This is a genomic window from Terriglobus saanensis SP1PR4 (genome assembly GCF_000179915.2).
In the GTDB taxonomy this organism is placed as follows: domain Bacteria; phylum Acidobacteriota; class Terriglobia; order Terriglobales; family Acidobacteriaceae; genus Terriglobus; species Terriglobus saanensis.
Genome location: NC_014963.1, coordinates 3,845,317 through 3,860,436, shown reverse-complemented (window position 1 = coordinate 3,860,436; position 15,120 = coordinate 3,845,317). Strand labels below are relative to the sequence as shown.

The following is a 15,120-nucleotide window of genomic DNA, read 5'->3' as shown; positions in this document are numbered from 1 at the left end:
CCATGGCCACGCCTCCTTACAATCCGAACATTCCCCCGCCGAACGATCCACGCAACGACCCGCGCTGGCAGCGTGCGCAGAGCAAGGCGTGGCAGGCTCAAGCACGCGCCAGCCGTGATGCCTGGAAGGCCCAGGCACGCGCACAGAAAGACCAGTGGCGCGCCTACCGTCGCAGCCTTCGCCGCACTTCGCTAGTTGGACCGTTGCTTCTCGTCGCCATAGGCGTGGTCTTCCTCCTGGTGCACAGCGGTCGCGTCTCTATGCCGAATCTCGCCAGTTGGTATGCGGAGTGGTGGCCGGGCCTGCTGATCGTGATTGGCCTCTTCATGTTTGCGGAGTGGGGCATCGCGCGGGCCAGACGGGCTTCGGATGCTCCTCCCCTCCGCTATCAGCTCGGCGCGGGTTTCAGTTTTGTTGTGGCCCTGCTGATCATAGCTGGCATCGCGGCAAGTGAAGCCAAGGAGCACAGCTTCGACTTCAGTGACATGAAGATCAATGGCGAGGACTGGGACCACTTTGCAGGATCGAAGCATGAAAATGATCCGGCACCCATCGTCCGTGCACTGGCTGCAGGAAGCATCCTGACGATCGATAACGCACGCGGCGATGTGGCCGTGACGGGATTGAGCGACGACGGGCAGCTCCACCTGACCGCGCATAACGAGGTCTACAGTCAGAACGATGACGATGCGCAGGACAAGCTGAAGCAGCTTGAAGCGCGCATCGCGACCACCGGCGATACGATGTCGATTACCATTCCCACTATCGACAGTGGACACTCGGACATCACGGCCCAGGTGCCCGCAGGGACACAGATTACGGTGAATGCCAATCGTGGCGACGTGCATGTGAGCAACATCAAAGCGAACGTCACGGTCACAGCAAATCACGGAGACATCGACCTGAAGGGGATCACCGGCGCAGTGATCGCGCACATCAATCAAAGCTCTTCCGCTCTGGCCATCGCGAGTATTACAGGACCAGTTACGGTGGAGGGTCGTGGCGATGAGATCAATCTCTCCGACATCGCCGGCAAAGTGAACGTGAAGGCCGACTTCTTCGGCGGCGGCCACATGCAGCACATTCGCGACGCCGTCATGTTCCAGAGCAGCAAGATCACCTTTTCGCTGGCGCGCCTGGATGGCGAGGTCAACATCGATGGTACGGACGACTTCAACGTGCAGCAGGCTGTCGGTCCGGTCACGGTGGATACCAAGAACCGCAACATCAACTTGACCCGGGTCTCCGGCGATCTCACGGTGCAGAACAAGAACGGTGAAGTCGAGATCGGTGCTGCCGCTCCACTGGGCGCCGTACGCGTCGACAATCACAACGGCTCCGTGCATCTCTCCATTCCTGACCGTGCCGGTTTCACCGTGCAGGCCGACACGACCGACGGCGAGGTCCACTCGGACTTCTCACTCGCCAGCCGCAGTAGTGAAAATGCAGGCAGCCTGAGCGGTACCGTTGGCGGGGGCGGACACGCGATCCGTCTCACCACGACGCACGGCGATATCGCATTGCGCAGAGCCGACCTTGCGCCTCTGCCGCCCGTCCCACCGGCAATGCCCGTTCTCCGTATGCCGGAACCCCCAGCGCCCCCTGTACTCACCCAGAGCGCAGATCCGGAGCGCGCACTCGCTGAGGCGAAAGAAGCAGTGAAGCAGGCGGAACAACAGATGCGTCAGGCCCAGCAAGAGGCAAATCGCGAACGCGAGCAGGCTCTGAAGGACGCAAACAAGCAACGTGAGGATGCGCTGAGGGAAGCCAGCAAGGCAAGAGAAGAGGCCTTGAACGAGGCGCGTAAAGCTCGCGAAGATGGTTTGCGAGAAGCCCGTAAGGCCCGTGAAGACGCGTTGAGAGAAGCGGCCAAGGCACGTGAAGAGGCTCGCCGGAACGCGCACTCTGACAACCAATAATCGTCAAGCACGCAAACGAAAGAGGCCACCGATGAGGTGGCCTCTTTTATCTTGGAGCAAACAAAACTACTTCAGTTCGTAGCCTGCGAAGAAGTATCCGATCTCGAAAGCCGCAGTGTCTTCAGCATCCGATCCGTGGATGGCGTTCTCTTCGATCGAAGCAGCGAAGAGCTTGCGGATTGTGCCATCTTCCGCGTTCGCGGGATTGGTCGCGCCCATGAGCTTGCGGAGATCCGCGATCGCGTTGTCCTTCTCGAGAACCATCGGGAAGATGGGACCGGAGGTCATGAAGGTCGTCAGATCGTTGAAGAAAGGACGAGCCGAATGAACATGGTAGAAGCCTTCGGCCTGAGCCTTGGAGAGAACAATCTTCTTGATGCCGAGGATCTTGAAGCCGGCCTTTTCAATAACGGCCAGAATAGCGGCGGTGTCGCCCTTGCGGACGGCGTCCGGCTTGATGATGGAGAAGGTACGCTGTGACATGATGCTCCTGATCTAAATAGAGTCCAACCCTTCCATTGTACGGGAAACGCCGCAACTGACGCGGGTTCCGACGGTTTCTGGCGGCAAAGTAAAACGGCGAAGCCATTATGGCTTCGCCGTCGGTATTTCAATGGAAACTATGCTTTGCCGAGGACACGCGCCATCATCTCGCCGATCTCTGCGGGCGATTTGACTACGTGAATGCCAGCGGCTTCCATCGCGGCCATCTTGCTTTCAGCCGTGCCTTCGCCGCCCGAGATGATCGCGCCAGCGTGGCCCATACGGCGGCCCGGAGGTGCGGTCTGTCCGGCGATGAAGCCAACGACGGGCTTCTTCACGTATTGTTTGATGAAGTCCGCGGCTGCCTCTTCGGCGGTTCCACCGATCTCGCCGATCATGATGATCGCTTCGGTTTCGGGGTCATCGTTGAGCAGCTTAAGGGCCGCAACGTGGTTCGTTCCGATAATGGGATCGCCACCGATGCCGATGGCCGTCGACTGGCCGATGCCGCGCGTCGTGAGCTGGTAGACGGCCTCATAGGTCAGCGTTCCGGAACGGGAGACGATGCCTACGTTGCCTTCCTTGTGAATACGGCCGGGCATGATGCCGATCTTGGCCTTGCCGGGAGAGATGACGCCAGGGCAGTTCGGTCCGATGAGAACCGACTTCGAATCCTTGACGATGCTCCAGGCCTTGACCATATCGAGCGTCGGGATGCCTTCGGTGATGCAGATGACGAGGGGAAGCTGGGCTGCAACGGCTTCGAGGATGCCGTCTGCCGCGAACGGTGGGGGAACGAAGATCACCGTTGCGTTGGCGCCGGTCTCTTTCACTGCCTCTTCGACGGTGTTGAAGACAGGCCAGCCTTCGTGAATGGTCCCACCCTTGCCGGGAGTGACTCCACCGACGACCTTGGTGCCGTACTCTGCACAGCCCTTGGCGTGGAAGGTGCCTTCGCGGCCTGTGATGCCCTGAACGATGAGGCGTGTATTTTTATCGACCAAAACTGCCATTACTTGCCTCCCTTAGCTGCGACGACGGCGAGGTCGGCGGCTTCTTTCATCGTTGCGCCCACTTCAAAGTGGAGGCCGGAGTCCGCAAGGATCTTGCGCCCCTCTTCGACGTTGGTACCTTCCAGGCGAAGGATGATGGGAAGCTGCACGTTGAGGTTCTTTGCTGCGGCAACGACTGCTGTCGCAAGAACATCAACGCGCAGAATGCCGCCAAAGATGTTGATGAAGATCGCTTTGACGTTCGGATCGGCGAGAAGAATCGCGAAGGCGGCTTCAATTTGCTGCTGGTTTGCACCGCCGCCCACGTCGAGGAAGTTCGCTGCTGAGCCGCCAGCGTACTGAATGATATCCATCGTCGCCATGGCGAGGCCTGCGCCGTTGACCATGCAGGCGATATTGCCGTCGAGCTTGATGTAGTTGAGCGCGTCCTTGCTGGCTTCGACTTCGAGGGGATCTTCCTCGGCCATGTCGCGGAGTTCCTTCAGGTCCTTGTGGCGGAACATCGCGTTGTCGTCGAAGTTGATTTTGCAGTCAAGCGCCATCAGCTTGTCGTCCTTCGTGGTGATGAAGGGGTTGATCTCAAGCAGGGAGCAGTCGGTTTCGATGAAGGCTTTGTACAGGCCAATCATGAATTGGACGGCCTGGTTGATCTGGGTCGGCTTGAGGCCCAGCTTAAAGGCGAGATTGCGCGCCTGGTAGGGTTGGAGACCGAGAGCGGGTTCGATCGCTTCCTTATAGATAGCGTCGGGATTCTCTGCGGCAACCTCTTCGATTTCCATGCCGCCCGCTTGCGACGCCATGAAAGTCAGTTTGGCGGTAGCGCGGTCGAGCACGATGCCGAGATAGAGTTCGCGATCGATGGCGGAACCTGCTTCGATGAGAAGGCGCTGCACCTTCTGTCCCTGCGGTCCAGTCTGATGCGTGATGAGCTGCATGCCGAGGATGGCTTTGGAGGCAGCGTTCGCGTCTTCGAGCGACTTGGTGACCTTGACGCCGCCACCCTTGCCGCGACCGCCTGCGTGGATCTGCGCTTTGACGACTACGACGGGGTTACCGGCTGAGAAGAGCTGCTTGGCTGCCGTGTCCGCTTCTTCAATCGTGCTGACCATTTCGCCTTCAGGGACCGGAACGCCGTAGTGGCGCAGGATCTCTTTGGCCTGGTATTCATGAATTTTCATCAATGTCTCCGGGCAAAGTACTAACGAGTCATCGTACCGAAGCGCATAAACAAGGGGCAAATCGTAATCGCACAATCGTGCGATTACCGCATTGGGCGGCGACCTTCCTGTGAGTGCTACGGTGGAGAGGATGACGAATCTCTTAGAGCAGGCCGCCAGCACTCCCCTTTCCCGCGAAGAAGCACGCCTTTTGATGCAGGCACTCCTGCGCGGAGATTTTTCCGAAGAACAGATGACGGCGCTTTTGCTCGCTCTCCAGCAAAGAGAAGAAACAGCGCAGGAACTGGCTGGATTTGCCGAGGCGATGCGGTCCGCATCTGTCGTTCTCCCTCTGACAGATGAGGAGCGGGCCACGCTGGTGGACACCTGCGGCACGGGCGGCGACGACAGCGGGACCTTCAACATCTCCACCGCCGTTGCACTTACGGCTGCGGGCGCAGGCGTTCCCATAGCCAAGCATGGCAACCGCTCCGTTACCTCCAAGTGCGGTTCGGCGGATGTGCTGGAGGCCCTCAGTATTCCCGTGGGCCTGGAAGCCGAACAGGCCGCCGAGGTGATTCGTGCCAAAGGCTTTGCTTTTCTCCTCGCGACGAAGATGCATCCTGCGATGAAGATCGTGGCTGCTGTGCGCAAGACTATCGGGACACGGACGATCTTCAATGTCCTGGGACCGATGACCAATCCCGCAGGCGCAACCACGCAGGTGATGGGCGTCTATTCGGCGCACCTGGTGCCGATCGTCGCCGAAGCGCTCGCTCTGATGGGCATGCGGCGCGCGATGGTGGTGCATGGAGCGGGCGATGAGGGTGGTTCCGGCATCGATGAGTTGTCCATTTCGGGAGTGAGCCAGATCTCTGAAGTGCGCGATGGCGTGGTGAAGAGCTACACCGTCGCGCCCGAGCATGCCGGTTTGAAGCGCGCTCCGATGAGCGCCCTGGCCGGTGGCGATGCAAAGGAGAACGCAGCGATTCTGCGTGGGATCTTTGGCAGTGAACCTGGGCCTCGTCGCGATGTGGTTTTATTCAACGCGGCCGCCGTGCTCATGGTGGCTGGCAAGGCGAACTCGTTGCGCAAAGGCGTGCAGGTGGCCGTTGCTGCGATTGATTCCGGTGTGGTCTCGCGCCTGGTCTACAGCCTCGGCAAACGCTAGCGGCCCCGCACTTATTTCTTTGTTTTCCATGCGCTACGGAACTTTCGCTGTCATAGAATCCGTATGACAGAAAAGCGCTTCTGCGCTTGGGAGTCTGCGCGTGATGGAAACAGGAATGGTAACTACCGGTCTTGAGCTGCCGGGTTTTCGTATTGTCCGTAGTCTTGGAATCGTGCGCGGCATTGTCGTGCGCTCGCGGAGTGTCTTTGGCACGCTGGGCGCAAGTCTGCAGACCATGATTGGCGGCGATATCACGCTCTACACAGACCTCTGCGAAAAGACACGTGAAGATGCTTTTCGTCGCATGGCACAGCATGGAGTGGAGCACGGCGCAAACGCGATTATCGGGATGCGCTACGACGCGAACGAGTTGATGCAGGGTGTGACGGAGGTGCTGGCCTACGGCACCGCTGTCTACGTGGAGAAGATCTAGAGGAGAAGACGATGGCACGTGTGACCGGCATTGGCGGTGTGTTTCTGCGATCCAACGACCCAAAGAGGTTGTCCGCCTGGTACGTCGAACATCTCGGCATGCAACCGAAGGAGTGGGGCATTAGCTTCGACTGGACGGACGAGGTGCCCCCCGGTACGGGCACGACCGCGTGGAGCACCTTTCCCGAAGACACGACGTACTTCGGCGAAGGTGCGCAGCGCACGATGATCAACTATCGCGTGGACGATCTCAACGCATTGTTGGAGGAACTGCAAGCTGCCGGTGTCACCATCGATCCGAAGCGCGATGATTCGGAGTATGGAAAATTTGCGTGGATCGTGGACTGTGACGGTAACCGTGTGGAGTTGTGGCAGCCGCTGCCGGGTTGAGACCCTTGGGACTGCTTCTCCACAGTGCGCGGCGGGATACGATAGTCGCACGGGAGATTGTTTGTGATTGATCCATGTCATCCGGGGATTCTGGAAGTCGTAGTTGGGCCCATGTTCTCAGGCAAAAGCGAAGAGCTGATCCGCCGCCTGAAGCGCGCGCGGATTGCGCGGCAGCGCGTCGCCTGCTTCAAACCGGACATCGATCTCCGCTACCACCGGACGCATATCGCGTCGCACTCCGAACAGACGCACGAAGCCGCCGTCGTGACGCCGAATGCAGAACGTCTACGCGAGGCGCTCTTCAGTACGCGACAGATTGACGAGGTGGAGGTCGTCGGTGTGGATGAGGTGCAGTTCTTCGATGAGGGCATTCTTCCGCTCACGATGGAACTAGTGGCTCTGGGCAAACGCGTCATTATGGCAGGACTGGATACGACGTTCACTGCAGAGCCCTTCGGCCCTGTGCCGAATCTCATGGCGCTTGCGGACAAGGTGACGAAGCTTTCGGCGGTCTGCATGGTCTGCGGACAGCCGGCGATTCATACACAGCGTCTAGGGCATAGCCAGGAGCTGGTCGTGGTGGGAGCTGCCGGGCTCTATGAAGCGCGGTGCCGTATGCACTTTCACCCATATGTGGAAGAGGGTGTTGCGGAACAACTGGAGCTTAGCGTGGTGAAGGATTAACAGCAGATTCCTTCGCTTTGCTACGAAATGACAACAGTGGCGCTGCGGGATGACAAACAAAGATTGGAAGTTGCTCTAATAGCCCTCGCTAATGAGGGACGCTTCCGTAATCTCTTCGGCGTGAGCAGGCTGTGCACGCTGTTCCGCGTACTTCGCCATGACATCGACCTCTACGTTGACCTCGGATCCTTCTACAAGAGTGTGGAGGTTGGTAGCAGCGTAGGTATGGGGGATGATGGCGACCGTAACGATGCCTTCCTCGAAGGCTGCAACGGTGAGCGAGATTCCCTCTATCGTGATAGAACCCTTGTGCACGATGTAGCGTCGCAGCGGAACGGGCACTTCGATGCGGAGGAGCCAGTCGGTCTGGGTGTTCGCGGCGGAGTTGACTGCGGTAAGCGAGAGCAGACGTCCCACGCCGTCCACGTGCCCCTGCACGATGTGCCCGCCGAGCGGCGATCCGGCGGCGGTAGGCAACTCCAGATTGACCACGGTGCCCTGGGTCAACCGCGAGAGCGAAGTGCGCGCGATGGTCTCGGCGGCGAGGTCCGCAGCGAAGGTATTTTCCGTGATGTCCAGCGCGGTAAGACAGACGCCCGACACGGCGATGGAGTCGCCTAGCTGCAGCTTGCTGGCGAGGAGCGGAGCGCTGACGACGATGCGCATCGCGCCTTCGGTCGGCGAAAGGGTTTCGATGGTGCCTGTCTCTGCAACTAATCCCGTAAACATATCTTCAGGTTAACGCAGTTTGGGTGGTGTGAGGGCAAAGACATCGGCCCAGGGATCCCGAAGATTGCCACGGATACAGGCATCCAGAGATCCGGATTCATTCTGGAAGTCGCACCGGGCGACCTTTTGCAGATGCTCTACGAGGCGGAAGGGCGAGTGATTGCCGTAGGCGAAGGGCAGGGCGTCATTGCCCAGCTCTGTTTCCGCAAAGAAGAGCACGGCTTTGTCCACCATGTCGGCATCGAGAAAGGCGGTATTCAGGCTCGGTCCGGCCTCCAGAAGGACGGAAAGGAGGTCGAAGGTACCCAGGAGCTTGAGCGTCCCAGGGATGTCGAGCTCATGCGTGCCGCGTTTCGTCAGGATCTCGCTCACGTGCTCGACGCGCACACCCAGGGTGCGTAGGTGCTTCTGCGTCTCGTCCGGGGCTCTGGCGGAGCAGAGGATGATCAGATCGTCGTTAATCGTGTCCAGGATGCGCGCCGTCAGCGGAAGGCGGAGGTGCGTGTCGAGGACGATGCGCTGCAGCGGCCGACGCCTGGGCAGGTTGCTGCGGTCGGTGAGCAGAGGGTCATCCGCGATCAGAGTGCCGACGCCGGTGAGGATGGCGTCGTTGCTGTGGCGTAGCCGATGGACCTCTTCGCGCGCCGCAGTGCCCGTAAGCCAGAAGGGAGAGTTGCCAATGCGATTGGCAGGCAGAGGAGCCAATTTGCCATCCACCGAGAGCGCGGACTTTAAAGTAACGAGCGGCTGCCGTGTCAGGATGTAGTGCGCGAAGGCATCGTTCATTGCCCGGGCCTGCTCTTCCAGCAGGCCATGCTGTGCGACGATACCCGCCTGTTCGATTCGTGCCATGCCGGAGCCCGAAACCTTCGGGTTGGGGTCGAGTGTGGCCGCGACGACCCGGGCCACGCCTGCTTCGATCAGCGCATTGGCGCAGGGGCCGGTGCGGCCGTGATGACTGCAGGGTTCAAGCGTGACATACGCCGTCGCACCCTTCGCCTTGCCGTCCGCCTGCTTGAGCGCGACGATCTCCGCGTGGTCCCGCGCAACATAGCGATGCGCACCCTGGCCGACGATCTCTTCGCCGTGAGCGAGCACGCAACCCACCTGCGGATTGGGGGAGGCAAGGCCGCTGGTGGCGCGGGCAAGCGTCAGGGCCTGCTCCATGTGCCTGCGGTCGATCTCTGTGAAGGTTTCGGTCATATCTCCTTTGTACGATGCGCGAGGCTTAGCTCGGGATGACAGATTTCGCGTATTCAGCGCCCCAAGTCGCCTGGGACGCATCCCGTTTAGACGTTCCCCTGTGACAGCGGTCACCGCAAGGCTGCGTCTCTGGCGGATATGGTCGGGGCACGCGACAAGCCAGAGAACCCACCCAGTGAGGCGCTGGAAGGAGCTGGTATTTTGACGGACCGAATGGAGAGCAGCAATTCATGGCAATGACACGACGGAATTTTCTGACAAGGGTGGGGCAGGCTGGTGGGTATGCTGCGGCATTTGCAAGTATGCAGTCCCTCGGCTTGCTGCCGATGAAGGCGACTGCAGAGGAGAGCGTGCTGGCTGCTTCGGGGATCGGCAAGGGAATTCGTATCGCGGTGCTGGGTGGTGGAGTCGCTGGGCTGGCGTCCGCATATGAGGCGAAGAAGCTGGGTTATGATGTGACCGTGCTGGAGGCGAAACCGCATGTCGGTGGACGCAACTGGAGCGCGCGTGCGGGCGACGTGGTGGAGTTCGTAGATGGAACGAAGCAGCCTGTGACCTGGAGCGACGGGCTCTACCAGAACATGGGAGCGGGCCGCCTACCCTCGGTGCACTCCAACATCCTGTCGTACTGCAAGGAGCTCGGCGTTCCGCTTGAGGTAGAGGTCAATACTTCGCGATCGTCTTTTCTGCAGAGTGACAAGGTGAACGAGGGAAAGCCCTTCGTGCAGCGCAAGGTCATCAACGACACGCGAGGCAATGTGAGCGAGCTACTCTCGAAGGCGGTGCAGAATGGTTCGCTGGACCAGGAGCTGAGTTCGGAAGACAAGCAGCGCATGACGGAGTTTCTGAAGGTCTACGGTCCGCTGGATATGTCCGGAAAGTACAAAGGGTCGGATCGCGCGGACATCAAGCAGTATCCGGGAGCAGGCGCGCAAGAGATGATCGTGAACGACCATACGATCCCGATGCACACGCTTCTGGATGCGAACTTCTGGAACGGCGTGCTCTTTGAAGAGGCCTGGGATTGGCAGGCGACGATGTTCCAGCCGATCAACGGCATGCAGCAGATCTCGTTCGGCTTTGAACGCGCTCTGGGAAATGCTGTGATTAAAGACGCCCCGGTGACGGAGATTGCGAAGACATCGAGCGGCGTTCGCATCACCTATACGAAGAAGGGCAGGAGCGAACACATCGACGCCGACTACGCGATCTGCGCGATGCCGTTGACGATCTTGAATAAGACCAAGGCAGACCTTGATCCAGCGCACAAGACTGCCGTGGCCGCTGCCGCGCCGGCGTATCGCTCAGCATTCAAAATCGCATGGGAGTCGCGTCGCTTCTGGGAGAAGGACTACAACCTGTACGGAGGTCTGTCGTTCACTACACAGGGGCCAAGCCCCATCTGGTATCCGAGCGCGAAGATGATGACGGAGCGCGGCGTGGTCGTGGTCGGTTACATGGATGAGCACGATACCAAATTTAACGAGCTAACGATGGACGAGCGCTTTGCACGCTCACGCGCGTCCATGGAGAAGATGCATCCCGGCCACGGGCATGAACTGGAAAAACCGATCTACGACGCGTGGAAACAGATCAAGTGGAACGAAGGTTCGTGGGTCGGTGCGATGTCGGCGCAGACGTATGAAACGCTCACCACGCCCGATGGCCCGATCTTTTTTGCGGGAGATCACACCAGCCATATCGTGGGATGGCAGGAGGGCGCGGCGCTGAGCGGCAAACGCGCTGTGCAGATGATCAGTGATCGCGTGAAGTCGAAGTTGGCGTAGACAAAGTTGCGCGCTGTTCATGAAAGAGCAGCGCGCTTTGTCTGACAGCCTACGCCTTCGCCGACTTGAGCACCTTATACAGCTCGCGAGCCACGATGAGTTCCTCGCCGGGTTGGAGCATCCACGTGCTGACGCCGATCGTATTTCCCTGGCCACTGGCGAGTTCGATGGAAGGATTGAGCGCGCGCAGTCTGGTGAGAACGTCTTCCGGCTTGATGCCGACGACGGCGGGGTCGTACGTGAGCATCAGGATGGGGACGTGGTTCGCGATCGGTTCGGTGAAGAAGGTCGATTGAATCGTCGGGATGTCTTTGAGTGCGTGCAGAACGACGTTGGCGCGGCGGAGGTACTCGTGCTCCATGCCCTCGTCCGTCTGTTCGAGAATCCAGTCCACGGCGGCGACCATGCCGACGATCTGCTCCTTGGCCACCTTCATGCCACGTCCCACGCCCATGTGTGGATTGTTGTTCTGCGCTGCCAGATCGATGAGGCTCTTCTTCCCAAGGAGGAGACCGGCGTTCTGCGGTCCGCGGATGCCTTTGCCTCCGGAGAAGGCGACCAGGTCGAAGCCCATGCCGGTGTACTTCCAGAGGTTCTCAATGGGAGGCATATCTGCCGCCGCATCCAGATGGCAGGGAACGTTGTGCTGGTGCGCGATCTCAAGCCACTGCGGCTGATCGATCTGCCCGGAGCGCGTGGAGTTGAAGAAGTTCGTCATCACGGTGTTGGGCGTGAAGGCGCGCTTGTAGTCTTCCAACGTCGTGACCTCCACGATCTTGATGCCGCAGAGGAACATGGCGTGGTCGTACTCGTAGCGGTGTGACTTCTGCACGATGACTTCGTTTTTCGGAAACTTCGCCGTGCCGATCTCCTGGGGAATGTCCATCGGCAGGCAGTTGTTCGCGGACTGGATACAAGCCGCCGTTGCGAGCGACAGAGCAGCGGATGCGCCGCACGTCACCATCGCACCTTCGCAGCGAAGCTTCTTCGCGATGTATGCCCCGGCGTTGGTTTGCAGTTCTTCCAGATGGACGGGATGCAGCGCGGCCTCCGCGACGGCGCGCTGCACCTGCAGTGGCATCACGGCGGCGGTCAGACCGGTGAAGGTACCGCGTGCGTTGATGAGCTTCCGCACGTTGAGCTTCTCGTAGTAGTCGACTGGGGCAATGGAGCTTGCTGGAGCCGCGGCTTCTGCAGAGCGACCGAAGAGGGGCGCCGCGCCCACTGCGGCCATCGCAGCCTGGGACCAGCGGAGGAAACGTCGTCTGCTTACAGAACTGCCGAGGGAGGAGTTGAGCATGGGCACCCTTTCGAGATCGTGGAATTGCTTCCACGATACGCAATGCCGCTGCTTCTTCCTATCGGACGGTTGTCTTAGTCGCCGAGTAGAGAGTCTACAAAGGCGTCTGCGTCGAAGGCGATGAGGTCTTCCATCTTTTCGCCGATGCCGCAGTAGACGACCGGCAGACCGAGTTCGCGGGCGATGGCGATCACGATGCCGCCCTTCGCCGTGCCGTCCAGCTTGGTCAGCACGATGCCGGTGACCTGCGCAGCCTCCGTAAAGAGCCGGGCCTGCTGCATGCCGTTCTGGCCGGTGGTGGCGTCCATCACCAGGAAGGTCTGGTGTGGCGCATCCGGTATGACCTTCGCGGCGGTGCGGCGCATCTTGTCCAGTTCGGTCATCAGGCCGGATTTGGTGTGCAGGCGTCCGGCGGTGTCGATGATCACGACGTCCACCTTGCGTGCCTTGCCTGCGTTCAGCGCGTCATACAGAGCCGCCGAGGGGTCGCCGCCCTGCTTCGTTTTCACGATATCGACGCCGGAACGCTGCGCCCATACCTCAAGCTGTTCAATGGCCGCGGCGCGAAAGGTATCCGCCGCGCAAAGGAGAGCGGTGCGATGCTGCGCACGGAAGAGTGCGGCGAGCTTGCCCGAGGTGGTCGTCTTGCCTGTGCCGTTCACTCCGACCATCATGATGACTTCTGGGGGCGTGGCGGCGCGCGCCACGGGGGACCGCACCGAGTTGAGGATCTTCAGGAGTTCGAGCTTCAGAAGCCGCTTGAGCTCCGGCCCGCCGTCGATGCCTTCACGCAGCGCACGCTGGCGTAGGGTGGCGATGATCTCCTGCGCTGTGTCGACGCCGATGTCGGAGGTGATAAGAACGGCTTCAAGCTCGTCGAGGGTTGCGGTGTCTACTTCGCGCGTCAGGGCAAGGACGGAGTCGATGCCACTGTTGAGACTTTCGCGGGTGCGCGTGACCGCCTGGCGCATCCGGGCGAAAAAGCCGCTGGAGTTCTCTTCCTCATTGTCCTGCTCGTACATTTCTTCAGGAAGAGATACCGGCTGTTGCTCTTCTTCCTGCTGGAGCTCTTCTTCGCGCTCAACTTCTTCCGCGAGCGAGAGATCCGGGGCGACGGCGTCGCGCATACGTTCGAAGAAGCTGCGCTTGGGTTGATCCTCTTCGGATGTGGGCTTGGGTTTTTTGCCGAAGAGGGAGAAGGCCATAGGAATAAGTGTAATCGTTCGCGGGGCTGGAGCTACTCGTCCTTGCCGGGACGGGTCATCAAGGCGCGGATAGCGTCCAGGGGAGCCTGGTTATGGTGGAGGACCTGGTTCATCTGCTCCGTGATGGGCATTTCAATGCCGTGGACAGAGGCGAGGCCCAGCGCAGCGGAGGTGCAGCGAACGCCCTCGGCGACCTTGCCGTTCAGGCTCTCGATAATCTCCGGGAGCTTGCGGCCTTTGCCAAGTTCCACGCCCACGGTGCGATTGCGCGAAAGGGTGCCCGTGCAGGTGAGGACGAGATCGCCCATGCCGGCTAGACCGGCGAGCGTCTTCTGCTCCGCTCCGCAGGCGATGGCAAGGCGCGTGATCTCCGCCATGCCGCGCGTCATCAGAGCGGCGGCGGTGTTGCTACCCAGGTTCAGACCGGTGGCCACGCCCGCAGCCAGGGCGATGACGTTTTTGAGGGCTCCGCCGAGTTCGACGCCGACAATGTCTGCGTTGCTGTAGAGGCGGAAGGACTCCGACGAAAACTCCGTCTGCAGGCGCTGAGCCAGTGCAAGGTCGGCTGAAGCGATGACGGCGGCGGTAGGCATGCCTGCGGCGACTTCGCGCGCGAAGGAGGGGCCGCCCAGCGTCGCCACGGGATTGCCGGTGATCGACTGCATCACCTGGGACATGCGCAGGTGGCTGTCGTCTTCAATGCCCTTGCTGGCGGAAACAAGGACCTGATGCGGCTGCAGGAGCGGAGCGATCTCGGCAATGGTGGCGCGGAGATGTTGCGACGGCGTGACGGAGACGATGACGTCCGCGCCTGTAACGGCTTCTTCAAGAGAAAGCGGAAGCGTCAGCGAAGGATCCAGAACGAAGCCTGCGAGGTAACGCATATTGTCGCGGGTGACGCGCATCTCGTCCGCATGTGCGGGGGAGTGGGCCCAAAGGCAGACTTCGTGACCGCCGCGGCGAACGAGGGAGATAGCGATGGCGGTGCCCCAGGCACCGGCACCGAGGACTGCGATTTTGCTCATGCTTTGCTTCCGAACCGATTTTCTGTGCCTGCCATTAGGCGGCGAATGTTGCCGTGATGTTTGAGGGTAACGATGACGGGAATAGCGACGTAGCAGAGATCGACGAAGAGGAGATGCTTGTTGTCCGTCGCGATGGCGATGACCACGAAGACATACCCCGCCAGCAGAGACGCCACAGAGACGTATTTCGTGAGGAAAACGATGGCGAGGAAGACCGCGACGGCTATCAGGGCGCTGAGCGGAGCCCATGCGAGAAAGACGCCAAGCGCGGCGGCCACGCCTTTGCCTCCACGGAAGCCGAGCCAGACCGGAAAGATATGCCCGATCACGACGACGACGCCTGCCAGGGCGACGAGCTTATAGTCCTGCGGTGAGGTGAGTTGTTGGGCGAGATGCCGCGCGATGACGACGGCGAGAAAGCCCTTGAGGGCGTCAAGAAACAGCGTGAGCGCGCCCAGACCTTTGGCTCCGGACCGCGCTACGTTGGTCGCTCCAATGTTGCCGGAACCTGTGGCGCGGATGTCTTCCTTGCGAAAGACGAGGACAAGCAGGTATCCAAAGGGGATGGAACCGAGCAGATAGGCGATGACGAGAGCAATGATCCAGATGTGCATGATTTCCC

General features: G+C 60.3%; 15 protein-coding genes. 6 read left to right on the top strand and 9 right to left on the bottom strand.

Features of this window, described 5'->3' with window-relative positions; translation table 11 throughout:
- The first annotated feature begins 2 nt into the window (after positions 1-2).
- Complete coding sequence (locus ACIPR4_RS21820) at positions 3-1,919, top strand: DUF4097 family beta strand repeat-containing protein (RefSeq protein WP_013569640.1); 1,917 nt, start codon at positions 3-5, stop codon at positions 1,917-1,919.
- A 66-nt stretch (positions 1,920-1,985) separates the two neighbouring features.
- Here the strand turns inward: ACIPR4_RS21820 and ndk are convergent, their stop codons facing one another.
- The 3 genes from ndk to sucC all read right to left on the bottom strand — a co-directional run bounded on the left by ndk (position 1,986) and on the right by sucC (position 4,593).
- On the bottom strand, positions 1,986-2,402 hold the full coding sequence (gene ndk, locus ACIPR4_RS15645) for a nucleoside-diphosphate kinase (RefSeq protein WP_013569639.1): 417 nt from the start codon (positions 2,400-2,402) through the stop codon (positions 1,986-1,988).
- 137 nt (positions 2,403-2,539) lie between these two features.
- A complete protein-coding gene (sucD, locus tag ACIPR4_RS15640) occupies positions 2,540-3,415 on the bottom strand; it encodes a succinate--CoA ligase subunit alpha (RefSeq protein WP_013569638.1) in 876 nt (291 codons plus the stop codon).
- Positions 3,415-4,593: an ADP-forming succinate--CoA ligase subunit beta gene (gene sucC, locus ACIPR4_RS15635; protein WP_013569637.1), complete on the bottom strand. Its 1,179-nt coding sequence runs from the start codon at positions 4,591-4,593 to the stop codon at positions 3,415-3,417. The genes sucD and sucC overlap by 1 nt, the downstream gene beginning before the upstream one ends.
- Positions 4,594-4,723: 130 nt before the next feature.
- Here sucC and trpD point away from each other — a divergent pair, with 130 nt between their 5' ends.
- The 4 genes from trpD (at position 4,724) to ACIPR4_RS15615 (ending at position 7,249) form a co-directional block, all read left to right on the top strand.
- Positions 4,724-5,743 (top strand): anthranilate phosphoribosyltransferase, encoded by a 1,020-nt coding sequence (gene trpD / locus ACIPR4_RS15630; RefSeq protein WP_013569636.1) that lies wholly within the window; start codon positions 4,724-4,726, stop codon positions 5,741-5,743.
- A gap of 103 nt (positions 5,744-5,846) precedes the next feature.
- A complete protein-coding gene (locus ACIPR4_RS15625) occupies positions 5,847-6,176 on the top strand; it encodes a YbjQ family protein (RefSeq protein ID WP_013569635.1) in 330 nt (109 codons plus the stop codon).
- An 11-nt stretch (positions 6,177-6,187) separates the two neighbouring features.
- The gene (locus ACIPR4_RS15620; protein WP_013569634.1) at positions 6,188-6,565 is read left to right on the top strand and encodes a VOC family protein; all 378 of its coding nucleotides are present in this window, start codon (positions 6,188-6,190) and stop codon (positions 6,563-6,565) included.
- Positions 6,566-6,628: 63 nt separating this feature from the next.
- Positions 6,629-7,249, top strand: coding sequence for a thymidine kinase (locus tag ACIPR4_RS15615; protein WP_013569633.1), 621 nt, complete (start codon positions 6,629-6,631; stop codon positions 7,247-7,249).
- A 75-nt stretch (positions 7,250-7,324) separates the two neighbouring features.
- On the opposite strand, the gene ACIPR4_RS15610 is transcribed toward ACIPR4_RS15615, so the two are convergent.
- Both ACIPR4_RS15610 and ribD read right to left on the bottom strand, forming a co-directional pair.
- Positions 7,325-7,978, bottom strand: coding sequence for a riboflavin synthase (locus tag ACIPR4_RS15610; RefSeq protein ID WP_013569632.1), 654 nt, complete (start codon positions 7,976-7,978; stop codon positions 7,325-7,327).
- Between the two features lie 9 nt (positions 7,979-7,987).
- Positions 7,988-9,181 carry a bifunctional diaminohydroxyphosphoribosylaminopyrimidine deaminase/5-amino-6-(5-phosphoribosylamino)uracil reductase RibD gene (gene ribD / locus ACIPR4_RS15605; RefSeq protein ID WP_013569631.1) on the bottom strand — a complete coding sequence of 398 codons (1,194 nt, stop codon included), beginning with the start codon at positions 9,179-9,181 and terminating at the stop codon, positions 7,988-7,990.
- Between the two features lie 230 nt (positions 9,182-9,411).
- On the opposite strand from ribD, the gene ACIPR4_RS15600 reads away from it, so the two are divergent.
- Entirely contained in the window at positions 9,412-10,968 is a 1,557-nt protein-coding gene (locus ACIPR4_RS15600) for a flavin monoamine oxidase family protein (RefSeq protein WP_013569630.1), read from the top strand.
- A gap of 49 nt (positions 10,969-11,017) precedes the next feature.
- Here the strand turns inward: ACIPR4_RS15600 and ACIPR4_RS15595 are convergent, their stop codons facing one another.
- The 4 genes from ACIPR4_RS15595 to plsY form a co-directional block, all read right to left on the bottom strand.
- Positions 11,018-12,268: an aminotransferase class V-fold PLP-dependent enzyme gene (locus ACIPR4_RS15595; protein ID WP_013569629.1), complete on the bottom strand. Its 1,251-nt coding sequence runs from the start codon at positions 12,266-12,268 to the stop codon at positions 11,018-11,020.
- Between the two features lie 74 nt (positions 12,269-12,342).
- Positions 12,343-13,473: a signal recognition particle-docking protein FtsY gene (gene ftsY / locus ACIPR4_RS15590; RefSeq protein WP_013569628.1), complete on the bottom strand. Its 1,131-nt coding sequence runs from the start codon at positions 13,471-13,473 to the stop codon at positions 12,343-12,345.
- 32 nt (positions 13,474-13,505) lie between these two features.
- On the bottom strand, positions 13,506-14,498 hold the full coding sequence (locus ACIPR4_RS15585; RefSeq protein WP_013569627.1) for an NAD(P)H-dependent glycerol-3-phosphate dehydrogenase: 993 nt from the start codon (positions 14,496-14,498) through the stop codon (positions 13,506-13,508).
- Complete coding sequence (gene plsY / locus ACIPR4_RS15580) at positions 14,495-15,112, bottom strand: glycerol-3-phosphate 1-O-acyltransferase PlsY (RefSeq protein WP_013569626.1); 618 nt, start codon at positions 15,110-15,112, stop codon at positions 14,495-14,497. Before plsY ends, ACIPR4_RS15585 begins: the two co-directional genes overlap by 4 nt.
- Between the last annotated feature and the right edge of the window lie 8 nt (positions 15,113-15,120).

Coding starts and splice junctions, on each gene's coding strand:
- ACIPR4_RS21820 (WP_013569640.1), top strand. CDS start 3: ATGGCCACGCCTCCTTACAATCCGAACATTCCCCCGCCGAACGATCCA.
- ndk (WP_013569639.1), bottom strand. CDS start 2,402: ATGTCACAGCGTACCTTCTCCATCATCAAGCCGGACGCCGTCCGCAAG.
- sucD (WP_013569638.1), bottom strand. CDS start 3,415: ATGGCAGTTTTGGTCGATAAAAATACACGCCTCATCGTTCAGGGCATC.
- sucC (WP_013569637.1), bottom strand. CDS start 4,593: ATGAAAATTCATGAATACCAGGCCAAAGAGATCCTGCGCCACTACGGC.
- trpD (WP_013569636.1), top strand. CDS start 4,724: ATGACGAATCTCTTAGAGCAGGCCGCCAGCACTCCCCTTTCCCGCGAA.
- ACIPR4_RS15625 (WP_013569635.1), top strand. CDS start 5,847: ATGGAAACAGGAATGGTAACTACCGGTCTTGAGCTGCCGGGTTTTCGT.
- ACIPR4_RS15620 (WP_013569634.1), top strand. CDS start 6,188: ATGGCACGTGTGACCGGCATTGGCGGTGTGTTTCTGCGATCCAACGAC.
- ACIPR4_RS15610 (WP_013569632.1), bottom strand. CDS start 7,978: ATGTTTACGGGATTAGTTGCAGAGACAGGCACCATCGAAACCCTTTCG.
- ribD (WP_013569631.1), bottom strand. CDS start 9,181: ATGACCGAAACCTTCACAGAGATCGACCGCAGGCACATGGAGCAGGCC.
- ACIPR4_RS15600 (WP_013569630.1), top strand. CDS start 9,412: ATGGCAATGACACGACGGAATTTTCTGACAAGGGTGGGGCAGGCTGGT.
- ACIPR4_RS15595 (WP_013569629.1), bottom strand. CDS start 12,268: ATGCTCAACTCCTCCCTCGGCAGTTCTGTAAGCAGACGACGTTTCCTC.
- ftsY (WP_013569628.1), bottom strand. CDS start 13,473: ATGGCCTTCTCCCTCTTCGGCAAAAAACCCAAGCCCACATCCGAAGAG.
- ACIPR4_RS15585 (WP_013569627.1), bottom strand. CDS start 14,498: ATGAGCAAAATCGCAGTCCTCGGTGCCGGTGCCTGGGGCACCGCCATC.
- plsY (WP_013569626.1), bottom strand. CDS start 15,112: ATGCACATCTGGATCATTGCTCTCGTCATCGCCTATCTGCTCGGTTCC.